Raw genomic sequence first — 16988 nt, 5'->3', positions numbered from 1 at the left:
CGACTCGACGAAGGCTCGTCTCGGTGTCGCCTTCGATTTCTCATACTACTTGCTAGAAAGACGATCTCATGGATCTTCAACTGAAGAACAAGAACGCCCTGGTTTCTGGCTCGACCAAAGGGATTGGCTACGCAATTGCCGAGGTTCTAGCCAAGGAAGGGGCGAACGTCATCGTCAATGGACGCAGCGACGAGTCTACCGAGGCCGCGGCCCAAGCGATCGGGCACAACACGCGGGGCATCGCCGCCGATGTCTCCACATCTGAAGGCTGCAACCAACTGCTCGAAAAGGCAGGACAAATCGACATCCTGGTCAACAACGCGGGAATCTTTGAACCAAAAGAGTTCACAGATATCCCCGACGAGGACTGGGAACGTTTCTACCAGGTGAACGTCATGTCCGGAGTGCGTCTCACCCGTGCCGTCTTGCCAGGAATGCTCGAACGCAACTGGGGCCGCATCTTGTTTGTCTCCAGCGAAAGTGGCGTCCAGATTCCTGCCGAGATGATTCATTATGGTATGACCAAAGCCGCGAACATCTCCCTGGTTAACGGTATCGCCCGACTGACCAAAGGGACGCACGTGACCGTGAATGCGATTTTACCAGGCCCAACCGCGTCGGAAGGCGTGTCCCGATTTGTTGAAGAACTGGCCGAAGAAGCCAAGCAATCGAAGGAAGAATTCGAGAAAGACTTCTTCAACCATGGCCGGCCAACTTCGCTCATCCAGCGATTTGCGGAGGTCGAAGAGGTTGCTAACACCACCGCGTATTACTGCTCTCCCTTATCCAGTGCCACCAACGGCGCAGCCATCCGAGTCGATGGCGGTGTCATCCTGGGAACGTAAATCTTCCGAAACCGACAGGCAATCTCGCAGGTAATACCAGGTAACCAATCACCCGTTACCCTTGCGAGGTTGCCATGTTCCATCGTCGTCGCTGGCTTGTGATCCTTCTTGTGACTGGAGTTGCCGGCTGGCTGCTTTGGGGTGGCAACGACTTTCAAGCAGCTGAAATCCCATTCCCACCCATAGCTGGTGAGTTTGAGATCGAAACCGAGTCCGATGGCTATACTCGGACTGCGTTGGTTCATATCCCCAAAAACTACAACGCGAAGACACCTCCTCCCTTAGTCATCGCCATGCATGGAGCAGGGGGCGGTGCCGAGTCGATCTTGCACCACGACAACTGGGCCAAACTGGCCGATGAAAAAGGGTTTGTCGTTGTCGCTCCCAACGGACTGCCGGCCAGGCCGCGTCTGCCCAGCAACTTCCTAGCGAATCCACCGCTATGGAACTCAGGACAACTCCGCGAAGGCTCACCGCGGTCCAAGATCGACGACGTCGCCTACATTCGCCTGCTGCTGGATGACCTTGCCAAGAAGGTCCCTTTCGACAAAAAACGCGTCTTCGCCACCGGGCATAGTAACGGTGGCGGGATGACCTTCCGCCTTGGGGCCGAGATGGCCGATCGGCTCGTGGCGATTGGTACCGTGGCAGGCATGGTCGCGGTTGAAGACCCTAAACCAACCAAACCGCTGCCGACACTTTTTATCTTCGGAATGGCTGATCCTGTGCTGCCGATCGAAGGAGGAGAATCCTCGCTTCCTTGGGGCACGCGAACGACTCCCCCCGTTGCCGATCTTATGAAGAATTGGGCCCAGGCGATCAACTGCGAGACAGAACCGACAATCGTTTCGGATGACGACGAAATCAAGAAAGTTCGTTATCGGTCGAAAAAGAATGGTCCCGAGCTGACCATTCTTTACCTACACGGCCACGGTCATCAATGGCCAGGTGCAACCCGAAACTTGCCACCTCGCTTGATTGGCCCGATCACCAGCAAGCTCGACGCAACCGCCGAGCTTTGGAAGTTCTTCGAGAACAGCACGAAGTAATTATTCGTGGCCGGCCGCCGAGCCATCCTTCTTCAGGCTCGCCAGGAATTGGACCAGGTCGCGCAGTTCCGACTTCGACAGATGCTTGTAGATATCCTCAGGCATCGGGCTCTTGGCACTCTTGCGCCCCTCGATATCGTCCTGCGGAATCGTAATTAGCTTGCCATCGGCATCGACCAGATTGACGGCTTCATCCGTTTCTTCCTTGAGAACACCGGAGTAGGTCTGACCGTCGATGGTAAGGACCAGAATCGATTCAAAGCCTTCGGCAATCTTGGCATTCGGCTGAACGACTGCCTCGAGCAGATATTCACGAGTCTTCGTTTGCCCCAGGGCATCCAGTTCTGGACCAACGCGACCGCCTGTCCCCATGGCACGGTGACAGCGAACGCACGAGGTTTCCGTCTTCTCGAAGAAAATCTTGCGTCCTCGCTCGAAGTCGCCACCAGCAAGTGCGACTCGATATTCGGCCAACGGGTCAGCTGGATCCAGGGACAAACGATACTTCTCAAGCAATGACGAGACTTCTGCCGAATCCTTGAATGCGGTTGCCGCTTCGATCGCATCCAGACGCGTATCCTCTGGCAACTTTCCGGAAAGCAGGCTTTCCATCGCCGAAGCAACAATCTCGCCACCACCCATTGGCTTCAAACTAGCCAGAGCTGCCAAAGCCTTCTGACGTTCGATCGTCGAATCGGCAGCAATACCATCGGCAAGAGTCTTAGCTGCGGCATCGGGGGTCAGCTTCGCGACCTGATCGCGTGCAACAGCTCGGACCAGTGGCTTGTCTGAATTCAATGCCTCGAGGACGATTGGCAGCGCTTTGTCGGCATCAACACTTACCAAAGCGGCAATCGCGTCGGCCCTTGTTTCGGCCGATTGCTTATCATCGGTTGCCAAGCCAATCAACACAGGAGCAACCTCTTTGATGCCGAACGAAGCAGCCAGCTTGGCAGCTTTGTTACGAACAGCTTCGTCGGTGGTTAACAACTTCGGCAACGCGGACGCCAAAGCTTCCTTGGCAACCGCTCGATCCCGTTCTTCCAGTGGGCGGTAGAAGTTGATCACGCGATCCAACTGCCCTGGCTTCTCCCAGGCTTCCAGCATGGCCAGCGATTCCAACCGCATCGCCTCAGGCATATCACTTCGCGCTGCGAAACGAGCCAGTGCCTCGGCGTTCTCTTTATCTCCCAAGCGGAAGTTGGCATTGAGCACGCGACGCAACAGCGCGTCATTCTTCCAGCCTGCATCAATCAATCGAGCTGCCTGAGGCAGAGCATTTTCCATCGGCAGATCGTGGATAGCACGAACCGCTTCCAGAACCACCAGCTCATTGCCATCGGTTAAGTAACGAACCAACGTCGGGCTTTCGAGCCGACGCAAAGCAACCACGGCCGCAATGCGTACGCTGGCGGAAGGATGATTTGCCAAGTCGGCCAAAGACTGAAGACTTCGCATACCGGCCATGGCCATAATGCCGCCGTGTCGCAAGACAGGATCCTGATCGGCATTCTTAGCCAGAATCGCAGCCACGCGATCGATCACCTGGTTCGGATCTCCATGAGGCCCGGCATTGCCCAGACCGATCATGGCGAAGTACTGAACGCGTGGGTTCTCGTCTTCCAGCAATACAGGAAGCCCATAGATCACGCGAAGCTCTCCCAGCACGCGACCTACTTGTGCCCGGACTTCTGGGTCTTTGTCTTTCACGAGTTGCGTCGAAAGCAGCTCGACGGTCTTCACGCGATCCGCGATCTTGGCTTCTCCTTCGGCAATCTGTCCGATGCCCCAAATTGCATGCAGCCGGGCCAGCTGGGACTGATCGCTGTCGGCGGCCACTGCCTTGAGGATATCGAGCTTGTCGCCAGCAGCCAGGGCAAATTGTGCTTTCATGCGAACGCGCCGATCGGCATGGCTGAGTAGCGTCTTCAACTCGTCGTCCGACTTCGCCGTGAAATCGCTCGGAAGCAATGCTTTCACTTCCGCGATTAGCTCCGCGTCTTCAGGATTATCCTTGGTCAAGCGATAGATGCGACCCTTATTCAAACCAGTCCAACCATCGACCCAGTCACTAACATACATCGCACCGTCTGGGCCAAAATCAACGTCGGTAACCAGGCACTTCCAGAGGAATTGCTCAGAGTCGACCAAGTCGTAGCCTGCTCCCTTGGCTTCCATGCGGAAGGTCCGAATGCCACTGTTTGCGGGGCCGCCCCGAAAGTCGCAGAGAAAGAATGTTCCATCGTATTGCTTTCCAAAGCCGGTGCCTGGGTAGTAGACCAGACCGCTGGGACCATCCGAAATGTTAACAATCGGTGGAACGATGTAAGCGGCCTGACCTTCGTGGTGCGGATGCCACAGCTTCTCTCGGTTCCAAGGTCCACGGTCACTCAGGTATTGGTAAGCCATATTCCAGCCGGTGTGACCATCTTTCACCAGGTAATGCCACCGGGCCTGGTCACCACTGTCCGAGTTGTTATCGCAAGTAAAGAGATTGCCGAAATCGTCGAATGCAAGCTCCTGAGGGTTACGAAGCCCTGTGCAGAAGACCTCCAAGTTCGATCCATCCGGATTGCAGCGGAACACGGCTCCGGAGCCTGGATCTTTCAGTCGAGTTCCATTGACTTCGATGTTGTAGCCGCGGTCACCGATGCTGAAGTAGATCTTGCCATCGGGGCCAAGGGTCAAACCGTGCAAGTCGTGACCTCGAAATGCGAATCGAACTCCGTACCCTTCGCTGAGGGACTTCTTTTCATCGGCAACACCATCCCCATCGACATCTTTCAACTTCCACACGTGAGGAATGTTGGTGTAGTAAACACTACCGTTGAGTGCCAACACGCCAGCTCCGGTTCCTTCAACGATGTCGTTGTAGCCGGAAGAAAAGACTGTGTCTTCGTCGGCCTTCCCATCACCATCGGTATCGACCAACATGCGAATTCGATCGTCATGCTGAGTATATTTTTGAGCCGCTTCCGGATGATGCTTCAGAATGTATGCTCGACGGTCGGCAACGGACTGAGCCGAGAGATCGTCGATCAACCAATAATTATGACCGCGGTTGTCCTCGACCCCTTGGCCTTGGCGGTAGGTTTCCGCGACATAGACGCGTCCGAAATCGTCCAGGCAAAATGCCACCGGGTTCGCGGTCATCGGTTCGGCCGCGAAGAGGCTCATCTTGAAACCCTCAGGCACCTTGAATCCGGAGATCGCATTCTCGCCCTCGTCAGATGCGGGAGCAAGTTGAGGAACTTCTGGCTCAGGCACTTCAGCATGTAGCGGCGAGCCACCCATACAAGTCAGAGCCAAGAGCACCCAAGAACGAGACAGAACCTTCACGCTTTTCAAATTCAACATACTTCTCACGATAGAAATGGTGTCCCCTGAGAACACTTGTCGATGGGCAGGGAGTTTTCCCGCTTTTTTTCAGGAGGCTGACTATGAATAGGAGAATATTTGGCTATTCGCGGTAAACTTTTTAGAGTAGTCCGTTTTGCACGGCTCCACAAGATTGCAGATATGCGCGAATCTATATACTTTTTCACGTAAGCCCAACCAATACCCTCTCGACTCAGGCCCCACCAATGAGTGTCATATGCAGCAACTGCGGTGAAGAGCTCATGGGAGCAGTCAACCGCTGCTGGAAATGCGGCACGCCATTCATTCGTAGCGAAACGGTTCGGACTTCGACACTCGACGGGTCTGGTTCGACCCAAACGATTCAACTTCAAGTTCCGCCCATCCGCCGGGCTCCTGTTCTGGCGCTCTACCTCACGCCTGAAAAAGCCGAAGAAGATGAACCCATTGAAGCGATCATCGAAGAAGAGAGTGATGAGGTGGAAGCAATCCCAATTCACTCACAGGCGTTAGTTCCGAAGATCAAGAGTTATTTAGATTCGCTTCCGCTGGACTACCCAAGCCTTGGCGGTTCCGCTCTCGCTTTCCTGGCAAACGTTGTTTGCTACTATTCGATTTTCGGTGTGCTACTGGCAGCGGTCGCCGTTATCTCGAATGTATACCTGTTATCCCATCGACGCTCCAAAGCTCGCTGGGTAGGGTTTGGCCTTTCCATATTGTCCTTGCTTTCGGCGCTCACCCGCACGGTTGCAAGTCTCTACCTTTGGTTCACCGGCATGCGTCTGACGATGGCTCTGTTCGGTTAGTTGGAATTATCCACGGCAGACATGGATCCATTAGAAAAGAACGCTATTCGCCGTCAGGCAATCGCTCGACGCCAGGCACTCGATGACGGCGGCCAGCGAAGTAACGCGATTCACCGCCGACTTCTTACGGAGTTTCCCATTCGTAAGGACTCCAACTGGCTGGTCTATGTAAGCGTCCGCAACGAAGTGAGAACGGCAGGTATCTTGGAGGAACTGCTGCTTGAGAAGGGCCACGTCGTAGTCCCCTATTGCCTGACCAATAATGAGCTCGGCCTCTTCCGACTCACCGACCTGCAGCAACTTGAGCAAGGTGCATTCGGCATCAAGGAACCCATCCCATCACTTCGCGACGAGCATAATGTCTCCCCCGAAAACTTAGATACCGTTGTGATGCCTGGCGTCGCATTCGACCGCCGTGGCAACCGAATCGGGTACGGCAAAGGCTATTTTGATCGCCTCCTTGAGAAACTCAGCGGCGAGTGCCAAAAGATTGGCTTGGCATTCGATTGCCAGATCTTTCCAAAACTTCCCAGCGAAGCCCACGATATTCCAGTCGACCACTTAGTCACTGAGACACAGTCGATTCGCTGCTCGACAGAAGCTTAACGAGCCACCAAAGCGTGGACGTTCTCTAGTCCGCTTAGCGTGTTTTTGAATCCCGGACCTTCGTAGCTGCGTTCAAGCCGCGCACTATGGCCGTCCCACACCTTCAGCAACTCTTCCTCGCTCCAGAACTCGATGCCAATGTCAGGGTTGGGATCGGCAATGACATAGTAGCCTCGAATCTGTCCGAGACAGACAACCGAGTGGATCTCTCCAACCTTCCATCCTTCGGGCAAACCGGCGGCATTACCACTGCCGAACCACGCTCGTTTTCCGACACGCAAGACAACGGGTCGTCGTGAGGCGGCAAGCTGATCAGCCGTGAGGTAGTCCATGCGTACTTGGTAGGACGTATCTTTCGTTTTGAGCTTCAGCCCTCGGTAAAAGCCCTTCCACGAAGTTCCCTGCCGAGTCAAACACAACTCGGCCATTTCTTCTTCCGTGGCCACGATATCGTAGTAGTTCAGCAGGGTCGCGGCGCAAGCAGCGGTACAGGTTTGGTCTGTCGTCTGGTAACAAATACCTTGCGAATCCCAATTCATCCGGCACTCAGGTGCCTGCCCCATCACGGGATAAGCCAAGGACCAGACACCAGCTCCCAGGAGGCCAGTCATTGGAATAACACGTCGCCACCCTTGCTCACGCAAGCGGTTCGAAGCGATCGCGGCCAGCACGAGTGCAGCCAAGGGATAGATGTTGCTAAGGATGATTAAGTTTGAGAACGGCAGTAGCTCAGTGAGAAACAGGCTTTCCCAGACAAAAGCCGTATAGAGGCCGACGATGGCAATCACGATGATCGCAAATTGGTTCAGAGCGAACACCGACCATTCCTTGGTCCACGCTCGTGTAGCGAAGAATCCACCTAGGCTGACGATGCCTACGATGAAGTAGCCCGCGATTACATCCTGCATACGAGCCTCCTTTATTAATGGCTAAACGCCACACCCTGGAGTTGAATATGGATGTCCGGCAGAGGGGCATTTGCCGTGTCAATCGATCACAGATGAGGTATTAACAATAGTATCGTTAACTTCTGATGAAGACCATAGACAAATGACTCGGTTCTCCGCGATAATACAGGGTTTTTCGAAGCCTTTTCCGGCAAGTCAGGCACAAAAAATGCCCACACAGTGGGCAGCTGCCCCACTCGACACAGGGGCATCTCATCAACAAATAAGAAGCAAGTAGAGTGCCAACACTCCGCAAGTGCTAGCCGAACGCCAGTAGAACAAAGAGATTAACCTGTTACCATAACACAGGTTATAAATCAGACCTTACTTCATTCCCGCCATCTGCTGCTCGATCCACTGCTCAAGTTCTTTCCAATCAATCTCAGGAACCTGGCACAAATCTGGGCGGAGCCTGACAGCATCGCGCACATAGACATGGTGGATTTCGTTCTGGGCTTTATCCGTGTTCCAGTGCAGGAGAATTCGCAAGCACCGCGGCAATGAGCCTGGGACACTGATTTCATGCGTGCAGATCAGGGGAACATCCATCCAGCCGATTTGACGTGCGGCGAGCGCCGGAAACTCCGCGTCGAGATCGCTGGTCACCGTAAATATGGCGCTGGCCACATCCTTTGGGTCGATTCCATTCTGGCGAATCATGAGGGCCAATAGCTGCCGAGTCGCTTCGAGGATCTCGTCTCGATCGTTATGCGTAACGGTAGTCGCACCGCGAACTCCACGACAAATCATGACATTCATGCCCTTCTTCTATGGCAACCAAAATAAGGCTTCAGCAATACACACGCTTCACCACTCGTAAAATACAAGATCCAAGCCAACGTTTACAGGGTCGCTGAGTCCAACCGAAGCGAAAAGGGAAACGTTCCCCCGGAATTCGCATCGTCGTAATGTGTTTTACGGCAGGACCTTACAACTTGATTTCATCTTTTCCAAACAAAAACCCGGTGAGCCCCTTTGACGCCAGACCAAGAAGCGATAGGATATACCGTCTCACCTGAAGCGACTGACGCCGACAGGGAGAAGCGAAAGCTTTTGATCTTTGACAATTTGGTAGTGACCTCTGTTTGAGAACAATAGTGGTTGTGCTTCTTTGAGATTGCTTGCAGTCTTGGAGAGGCGATCACAATTTGAACTCAAGCTAGTTCAATTTTTTTGAAATCTAGTAGCTAGTTCAAACATTTTCGATTGCTAACTTGCTAACACACTGATTCGGCTTCGGTCGTCTTGGTTAAGCAAATATTTAATTGAAGGGTTTGATCCTGGCTCAGAATGAACGTTGGCGGCATGGATTAGGCATGCAAGTCGAGCGAGAACCAAGAAAGCTTGCTTTCGAGGGGACAGCGGCGAAAGGGAGAGTAACAGGTAGATACCTACCTCCAGGCTGGGAATAGCGTCGGGAAACTGGCGGTAATGCCCAATAACATCTACGGATCAAAGCTCCGGCGCCTGGAGATGGGTCTGCTCACTATTAGCTAGTTGGTAAGGTAATGGCTTACCAAGGCGACGATGGTTAGCGGGCGTGAGAGCGTGGCCCGTCTCACTGGGACTGAGACACTGCCCAGACACCTACGGGTGGCTGCAGTCGAGAATCTTCGGCAATGGACGCAAGTCTGACCGAGCGATGCCGCGTGCGGGATGAAGGCCTTCGGGTTGTAAACCGCTGTCAGAGGGAAGGAAATTTTGACCAAACCTCAGAGGAAGGTCGGGCTAAGTTCGTGCCAGCAGCCGCGGTAAGACGAACCGACCGAACGTTATTCGGAATTACTGGGCTTAAAGGGTGCGTAGGCGGCCATGCAAGTCAGATGTGAAATCCCACGGCTCAACCGTGGAACTGCGTTTGAAACTGCATGGCTTGAGGGAGATAGGGGTGAGCGGAACTGATGGTGGAGCGGTGAAATGCGTTGATATCATCAGGAACACCGGTGGCGAAGGCGGCTCACTGGGTCTCTTCTGACGCTGAGGCACGAAAGCTAGGGGAGCGAACGGGATTAGATACCCCGGTAGTCCTAGCTGTAAACGATGAGCACTGGATCGAGGGACCTCCCACAGTTTCTCGGTCGTAGCGAAAGTGTTAAGTGCTCCGCCTGGGGAGTATGGTCGCAAGGCTGAAACTCAAAAGAATTGACGGGGGCTCACACAAGCGGTGGAGGATGTGGCTTAATTCGAGGCTACGCGAAGAACCTTATCCTAGTCTTGACATGCTTAAGAATCTCCCTGAAAGGGGAGAGTGCTCTTCGGAGAGCTTTTGCACAGGTGCTGCATGGCTGTCGTCAGCTCGTGTCGTGAGATGTCGGGTTAAGTCCCTTAACGAGCGAAACCCTTATCTCTAGTTGCCAGCGAGTAATGTCGGGGACTCTAGAGAGACCGCCGGTGTTAAACCGGAGGAAGGTGGGGATGACGTCAAGTCCTCATGGCCTTTATGACTAGGGCTGCACACGTCCTACAATGCAACATACAAAGGGAAGCAAAATCGCGAGATCTAGCAAATCCCAAAAAGTGTTGCTCAGTTCGGATTGCAGGCTGCAACTCGCCTGCATGAAGCCGGAATCGCTAGTAATCGCGGGTCAGCATACCGCGGTGAATATGTTCCTGAGCCTTGTACACACCGCCCGTCAAGCCACGAAAGTGGGGTGCACGCGAAGTCGCTAAGCTAACCTTCGGGAGGCAGGCGCCGAACGTGAACTCCGCGATTGGGACTAAGTCGTAACAAGGTAGCCGTAGGGGAACCTGCGGCTGGATCACCTCCTTTCTAAGGAAAACTTTTGGTTCAAGTGGTTTTCACGAACCCAATACGAACCTCAAGTGGGACGACCACTATCCCTCAAGCAAGTCACTACCTTATTTATATTGAAGAACCTCTTCGAGCTAACGCTCGAAGAGGTTTTTTCATGCGCTGATGGGAATGTTGACGGGCTACTCGAACTCTGTAACGCGATCAAATCATCTGTGTCCTGATACCGTTCTTCCTTAGCTTCTAAATTTCTGGGGATTTCCCCTAGTTTGTCCTATATCAGCCCCGGACAAGCAATGTAGTAATTCGCGCAAAACGCTTGTCTCGGCTGCTTATTTCGTTGTGCGAAATATTGAATAACGGAATAATGGTGATTCTATTTCTAAAGATCTGGTCCACTTCTTATCTTTTGCAGGGAGAGCTTGAAATGTCGCGTTTTGTTGCTGCCGTGGGAATTACTTTGCTACTGCTTTCAGGAAACCTGGTTGCCGCGGCGGAGTCACCGGCCCCCCCTGCCATCGAAGAACCGATTGACATTGATGAGAAGTCAACGCACGAACAAGTCAACTTGATTGAAGTCCCCAAAACATCCAAGCTCAACGCATTCTGTCTCGATACCAAAGGTCAGATTCTCGCGGCCTGTGGAAGCGGCCCCGGCGAGATCCGCGTGATGGACGCAAACGGCGAACTTATTACTTCGTGGGCTGTTTCCATCAAACCTGAGGCGATCAACACGGCTCCTGACAGCACCATTCTCGTTGCCGGTCACGGAAAACTACTCCGCTTTTCGTCGGAAGGCAAGCTGCTGAAGGAAGCGGATTCCCCGCATGCCATTGCGGTTCAGGAAAACGAAGTAGCCTTGCGAAAAGAGGCTGAAACTCAGGTTAATCGGCCTATCGCCAGCCTGGGAACGATCATCGAGTCGTACAAACGGATGATCGCGCAGCTAGAAGAGAAGCAGAAGACAGAAGAGCTCAACGAACAGGAAATTCGTCTCCTGCAAATCCTGCCAGAAAACGTCGAGAAACTCGAAGAACGGAAGAAGCAGGAAGACGAAGCAGCTGAGTCGAAAGAGAAGCCTGACAACACGGCGAAAATTGAGCAAGCACTCAAGTCTATTAAGGTTCGCAAACTTCGCATCGCATCGATCAGCACCGACGGCAAGCACGTTTACATTGCCACTCCTGCCACTTTGGGCTATCGGTTTGAAGTCTGGCAAACGTCCCTGGACTTTACCGGCGGCGAAAAAGTCGTCACCGAGTTGCGCGGCTGCTGCAGCCAAATGGATGTCCAGGCGTGCGAGTCCGGCATCTATGTGGCTGAGAATGCCCGACATCGTGTGGCCTGTTTCCAGCCCAATGGCGAGTTGGTCACGGAATGGGGCAAACGTGATCGCTCCGGCAGAGATGGTTTCACCAGTTGCTGCAATCCGATGAATGTTGGCTTCAACCGAGACGGCGATATTTATACGGCCGAATCGAATACGGGTCGCATCACTCGTTTCTCGCCAAAAGGTGAGTTCAAAGAATATGTCGGCGACGTCAAGTTGGTACCGGGCTGCAAGAACGTTTCCATTGCCGTTTCGCCTGACAACGATACCGTCTACATGCTGGACATCACGCGAAACCACATTGTGGTTATGAAGCGTAAGGCCGAATCCCCGACAGAACCTTCCACGGAGGTTACATCGGCAGAGACCTAGTGCGATTTCTCTCGTAGCATTTTCGTTGTCCCTTCGATTCCCTCTTCTCGATATTCGCGAGAGTTTGCTCATGCGATTCCAACTACGTATCGTCGTGTTGGCCGTTCTGGTCACTTGTTCCGTCTTGGCTCTACGCTCCGAAGCTGCCGAAACCAAGGCTTTGACCATGGTCGTCATGGACCCATTGGCGGCCCCCTTGTCTTGTCCTTGCGTCGAAGGTTACGCCCAGCGCAAGTACGAGCACCTCGAGGCCTTTCTTGAGGCAAAACTGGATCGGTCGATCAATCTATTGTTTGTCGAGTCGTTGGAATCGCTCAAGCAGGAAGACCTCGCCGGAGGCACTATCGATTTGATCATCGGCAAAGACTCGGTTGTTCGATTCGATGCGAAAACGCGTGATCTCAGGGTCACGCCGTTGGGCCGTCTGACGGACAAGGATGGATCGACCACGCAGTTCGGCATGATCGTCGTTGGCCGGGATGATCCAGCTCAGAAGCCGGCCGACCTTCAAGGGTATCAAATCTATTTCGGAGCAAGCGAAGCCGAGGAAAAGCACCAGGCAGCAATCGAATTGTTGAACGATGCCGGCGTGAAGCTACCTAACACGCTTCAGATTTCACAGGCATGCAGTGACGGGGCATGTAAGATTCTGGAGTTGAAAGACGACGCCAAAGGAGCAGCCGTCATCTCAAGCTACGCAGCACCACTTTTGGAAGGTTGCGGCACCATCAAGAAAGGAGACCTTCGCGTCATCGGCAAGACGAAGATGGTTCCTTTCATTACGGCGTTTGCTACCCACCACGTGGGTCCAAACGAAAAGAAAGAACTCAAGCAGGCACTCATGGACGTGCTTACTGAACCTGAGCTTTGCGCCCAACTAGAAACGCTCATCGGATTCGTTCCCTTAGACACTAAAGATAGCTCCGTAAAAAAAAAGTAACTAGCCACAACTCACCTGCTTGGAATGGCTGGCGTGGCCCCAATCGCGATGGCCGCTATCCCAAGCTGCCCGATTCCCTGACGGCGGAACCAAATGCGATTTGGAAGGCTTCGCTTTCCAGCAACGGCTTAGGAGGCATCGCTGCAAATGATCGCTACGTGATTCTGGGCTATCGAGATTTCGACGACTTCCAGGACGTTTTTCAGTGTTTGGATGCCCGGACTGGCAACCCGGTGTGGAATCTCGAATATCTGGCGGTCGATACGCTTGACTACGGTTTGTCGACACGTGCCACGCCGAGCATTGTCGACGACAAAGTTATTCTCCTGGGTGCTATGGGAGACCTGCACTGTGTTCAGCTTGCCACCGGCAAGATCATTTGGAAACACAATCTGAAGTCCGAGTTCAAGTTTGATGGCGAACTGCCCTGGGGCTACTGCGGTTCCCCGTTAATCACAGAAGACAAGGTCATAGTTCAGGCTGGCGGCACCGACGCTTCCCTGGTCGCCTTTGATTTGTCCGATGGTACGTTGGTATGGAAATCCCCGGGCCTTGCGCCTTCGTACGGTTCACTCATCATCGGTTCGTTCGGCGGGCGAAAACAGATTGTTGGACACGACGCAACAACCCTGGGCGGCTGGGATGTCGCTACCGGCAAACGGCTCTGGAGGCTGGAGCCGGTGATTGAAGGAGACTTCAACGTACCGACTCCCGTTCAAATCGGTGACAAACTTCTGATCACTACCGAGAACAACGGCACGCGGCTCTACCAATTCCAGGAAGACGGCACGATCGATCCCCAGCCGGTCATGGAAAACAGGAAGCTCCGCCCCGACATGAGTTCGCCAGTGGTCGTCGGGAACCGCGTCTTCTGTGTCAATCGCTTTCTTTTCTGCCTGGATCTCTCAGAAGACTTGCGGGAACTTGCACGGGTACGTGACGAGGCTCTGGGAGACTACGGAGCGATCATCGCGAGTGACAATCGCTTGCTGGTCGTCGGTGACGGACAAATACTGCTCGTCGACGCGACATCCAACGATTGTCCGGTTCTTTCCCGCCTCGCGTTTTCGGAAGAAAAGATCGATGCCTTCTCTCACCCAGCATTGGTGGGTGACCGGCTTTTCCTTCGCAGCGGAGCGGAACTGACCTGTCTGCAATTGTCTCCGTAGGCGAAGCAGTACGAAGCTGACGAATTACTCGCCTTCCAAATTGAACTGAACCGGAGTTCGCACCTGCGGAATCGCAAAGCGCGTGGTCTTCGCCAGGACGTCCCAATCGAGATTCAGTTCGACTCGTTGATACGATTCGTCATGCATCCTTCCACGTTATCTAACCTGGAACGTGATCTTACGGTCGTTTTCCACCTTTTCACCTGGCGTGCAGCGTCCCTGTTCGACCTGCGTTTCAAGCAATTCCAGAAGCTGCTTGACCTTTTCGGGATGGCTTTCGACCAGGTTCTCTTGTTCGCCGGGGTCAGAGCTCAAGTTGAACAACTGCATCGCAGGCAAGCCTTGCTTGATCGCCGAAGGCTCTCTTGGATCACTCCACCCACCACTCCCATGCGACAAGCACAGTTTCCAGTCGCCTTGTCGAACAGCAAAGTGCCCCGAGATGGAATGGCTGATAAGCGTATCGCGACCCGACGTTTCTTCGCCTTCAAAGACCGACACCAAGCTGTAACCATCTTCGCCCCCGGTCGGCTTGCGAGGCTGATTAGTAATCGTTTCCAGCGTTGAATAGATATCGGTCAGGCACGCCAACGCGTTGGTCTTGCGTCCCTTTTCGATATGTCCTGGCCATCGAACGATGAAGGGAACACGATGCCCTCCTTCGTAGATGTCTGCTTTGTGTCCACGATAGACCGCACTCGGATCATGGCCTTTTTCCAAGAGCAACGGAAAGTTTGCCTGTGGCGAGCAGCCGTTGTCACTGGTAAAGAAGACCAACGTGTTTTCGTCGAGCTTGTTGTCCTTCAACGCAGCGAACAATTGCCCCATGTGATGATCGACCTGCATGACGAAGTCACCGTATGGATTCAAGCCACTGGCCCCCTTAAACGGCGGAACAGGCACAATCGGCGTGTGGGGAGCTGGCAGCGGCAGGTACAGAAAGAACGGCTGGTCCGCGTGTTCTGGCTTGGCTCGCTCGTTGACGTAGGCAATCGACTTATCAAACAGGTGCGGCAAGACTTCTTCAATGACAAAGTCGGGACCAATTGGACCTTTACGATACCAGCCGTAACGATCCTCTTTAGAAGTCACCCCTTCCTCACGCTCCGGAACTGCCGTAACTCGTCCGGTATCGACCCATACGTACGGAGGCATATCGAGCGAGCCGCAATGGCCGTAGTACTGATCGAAGCCGTTGATATCAGGCCCATTGGTCACTGGCTTGGTGAAGTCAATCTTGCCGTTTTCTTTATGCCAGTCCCAGCCGAGATGCCACTTGCCGAACATGGCCGTGTGGTAGCCGGCCCCTTTCATTAAATGCCCAAGCGTGGGGCGATCGGCTGGAATGAGATGTTCGCTCGTTCCACTCAAGACACCACGAGCGAGTCGCGAACGCCAGTTGTATCGTCCCGTCAGAAGACCATAGCGAGTCGGGGTACAAACCGAACTGGGAGTATGCGCATCGAGAAAGGTGAGGCCCTCGGCCGCCATCTGTTCAAGATTCGGAGTCTTGATCTTGCATTCCGGATTGGTCGCAGAAACATCGCCAATTCCCAGGTCGTCTGCCATCACGACAATTACGTTCGGCAGTTGGGGATTATCTTGCTCGGCGGCAAGTCCAAGCGTTGCAGAAAGCGCGAAAAGGCTTAGCGAGACGACAGAGAGTTTTAGAAAATTCATGTTTCAAGCGAGAGTCAGAAGGGCAGGGCAGAGGGGAAAGACCAGAGCCTTCTATCTTAACCTCGCCCGATTCTGAATGCATCCCTCGTCAGCTGGTCGCCGTCAACTCTTCCGACGATTCAACTGGATCGGAATACTGCTCAACAAAGCGTACGAAATCTTCCTTGCAGGCTTCAAATGCCCGCACAACTTCGGGGTCGAAATGCTTTCCGCTCCCTTCGCGAATAATGCCTTCCGCGTAATCGGTGCTGAAAGCATCCTTGTAGATGCGTCTGGTTGTCAAAGCATCGTATACGTCGGCCACCGCGACAATCCGAGCAGCTAGTGGGATTTCCAAACCACTCAAGCCATAGGGATATCCACTTCCATCCCATTTCTCGTGATGAGCCACTGCAATGTCCCTGGCCATCTGCAAGAACTTGGCTTTGGGGAACTGCTTGAGGGCTGCGTCGAGTGTTTCCGCTCCAAGGATGGTGTGCTTCTTCATGACCTCGAACTCATCCTTGGTCAACTTACCAGGCTTGAGCAGGACCCCGTCCGGAATGCCAACCTTGCCGATATCGTGCAGCGGGCTCGTCTGATAGATCAATCGAACAAATTCGCCGTCGATAACGTGCGCGAACTCAGGCAGGGCCGACATCTCTCGCGCTAGTCGCCGCGAGTACTGCCGCACGCGTTCCAGGTGTTGGCCCGTTTCCGTGTCTCGCGATTCCGCCAAACGTGCGAGCGAAAAAATAACCAGGTCGCGTGTTTCCAGCCCGATTAAGCGAACGCCCGCATTGATCCGTGCCAAAAGCTCTGGCGGATTGAAGGGCTTGACCATGAAGTCGTCCGCCCCCGATGCCATGCCTTCGACGATCTCGTCATTTCGGCCACGACTGGTCAACAAGATGCTGTAAATATAGTGTTCCGTAAAACGTCCCCGGATCTCACGAACGAGTTCCAGGCCGTTCATCATTGGCATTTCCCAGTCGGTCACGACGATCTGGATTTCATTCTCCTCCAGTCGCTTGACCGCTTCGACGCCGTTGATTGCCGTGAATACCAGGAAGCCTTCCCGCGTCAGATAGCTCTCGATCATATCGAGCGCTATGTCGTCGTCATCGACCACCAAAATGCTGATGCGTGTATCCAT

Annotated in this window: 13 protein-coding genes and 1 rRNA gene; 8 read left to right on the top strand and 6 right to left on the bottom strand. The window is 53.7% G+C overall.

The features are described from left to right. Window positions 1-68 precede the first annotated feature (68 nt). Both PSR63_RS14315 and PSR63_RS14310 read left to right on the top strand, forming a co-directional pair. Window positions 69-845, top strand: a complete 777-nt coding sequence (locus tag PSR63_RS14315) for an SDR family NAD(P)-dependent oxidoreductase (protein WP_274334127.1) — start codon at window positions 69-71, stop codon at window positions 843-845. A gap of 74 nt (window positions 846-919) precedes the next feature. After that, window positions 920-1894, top strand: a complete 975-nt coding sequence (locus PSR63_RS14310; protein ID WP_274334126.1) for an alpha/beta hydrolase family esterase — start codon at window positions 920-922, stop codon at window positions 1892-1894. Here PSR63_RS14310 and PSR63_RS14305 read toward each other — a convergent pair whose 3' ends face one another. Beyond that, a complete protein-coding gene (locus PSR63_RS14305; protein WP_274334125.1) occupies window positions 1895-5251 on the bottom strand; it encodes a PVC-type heme-binding CxxCH protein in 3357 nt (1118 codons plus the stop codon). A 227-nt stretch (window positions 5252-5478) separates the two neighbouring features. On the opposite strand from PSR63_RS14305, the gene PSR63_RS14300 reads away from it, so the two are divergent. After that, window positions 5479-6057 (top strand): hypothetical protein, encoded by a 579-nt coding sequence (locus PSR63_RS14300; protein ID WP_274334124.1) that lies wholly within the window; start codon window positions 5479-5481, stop codon window positions 6055-6057. A gap of 21 nt (window positions 6058-6078) precedes the next feature. After that, the gene (locus tag PSR63_RS14295; protein WP_274334123.1) at window positions 6079-6663 is read left to right on the top strand and encodes a 5-formyltetrahydrofolate cyclo-ligase; all 585 of its coding nucleotides are present in this window, start codon (window positions 6079-6081) and stop codon (window positions 6661-6663) included. On the opposite strand, the gene PSR63_RS14290 is transcribed toward PSR63_RS14295, so the two are convergent. Then, window positions 6660-7571, bottom strand: a complete 912-nt coding sequence (locus PSR63_RS14290) for a cysteine peptidase family C39 domain-containing protein (protein ID WP_274334122.1) — start codon at window positions 7569-7571, stop codon at window positions 6660-6662. The two genes, PSR63_RS14295 and PSR63_RS14290, sit on opposite strands and share 4 nt — an antisense overlap. A gap of 363 nt (window positions 7572-7934) precedes the next feature. Continuing rightward, entirely contained in the window at window positions 7935-8360 is a 426-nt protein-coding gene (aroH, locus tag PSR63_RS14285; protein WP_443111096.1) for a chorismate mutase, read from the bottom strand. A gap of 512 nt (window positions 8361-8872) precedes the next feature. On the opposite strand from aroH, the gene PSR63_RS14280 reads away from it, so the two are divergent. The 4 genes from PSR63_RS14280 to PSR63_RS14265 all read left to right on the top strand — a co-directional run bounded on the left by PSR63_RS14280 (window position 8873) and on the right by PSR63_RS14265 (window position 14173). Then, a 16S ribosomal RNA gene (locus PSR63_RS14280) occupies window positions 8873-10380 on the top strand. Window positions 10381-10789: 409 nt separating this feature from the next. Then, entirely contained in the window at window positions 10790-12064 is a 1275-nt protein-coding gene (locus PSR63_RS14275) for a hypothetical protein (RefSeq protein WP_274334120.1), read from the top strand. A 70-nt stretch (window positions 12065-12134) separates the two neighbouring features. Next, entirely contained in the window at window positions 12135-13004 is an 870-nt protein-coding gene (locus tag PSR63_RS14270) for a PhnD/SsuA/transferrin family substrate-binding protein (protein WP_274334119.1), read from the top strand. Between the two features lie 65 nt (window positions 13005-13069). Beyond that, the gene (locus tag PSR63_RS14265) at window positions 13070-14173 is read left to right on the top strand and encodes an outer membrane protein assembly factor BamB family protein (RefSeq protein WP_338000675.1); all 1104 of its coding nucleotides are present in this window, start codon (window positions 13070-13072) and stop codon (window positions 14171-14173) included. Window positions 14174-14197: 24 nt separating this feature from the next. On the opposite strand, the gene PSR63_RS14260 is transcribed toward PSR63_RS14265, so the two are convergent. The 3 genes from PSR63_RS14260 to PSR63_RS14250 all read right to left on the bottom strand — a co-directional run bounded on the left by PSR63_RS14260 (window position 14198) and on the right by PSR63_RS14250 (window position 16988). Next, window positions 14198-14320, bottom strand: coding sequence for a hypothetical protein (locus PSR63_RS14260; RefSeq protein WP_274334118.1), 123 nt, complete (start codon window positions 14318-14320; stop codon window positions 14198-14200). A 9-nt stretch (window positions 14321-14329) separates the two neighbouring features. After that, a complete protein-coding gene (locus PSR63_RS14255) occupies window positions 14330-15853 on the bottom strand; it encodes a sulfatase family protein (protein ID WP_274334117.1) in 1524 nt (507 codons plus the stop codon). 88 nt (window positions 15854-15941) lie between these two features. Beyond that, window positions 15942-16988, bottom strand: coding sequence for an HD-GYP domain-containing protein (locus PSR63_RS14250; protein ID WP_274334116.1), 1047 nt, complete (start codon window positions 16986-16988; stop codon window positions 15942-15944).

Source organism: Bremerella sp. P1 (assembly GCF_028748185.1).
In the GTDB taxonomy this organism is placed as follows: domain Bacteria; phylum Planctomycetota; class Planctomycetia; order Pirellulales; family Pirellulaceae; genus Bremerella.
The sequence above is the reverse complement of the archived record's forward strand: the minus strand, read 5'-3'. Positions and strand labels throughout refer to the sequence as shown.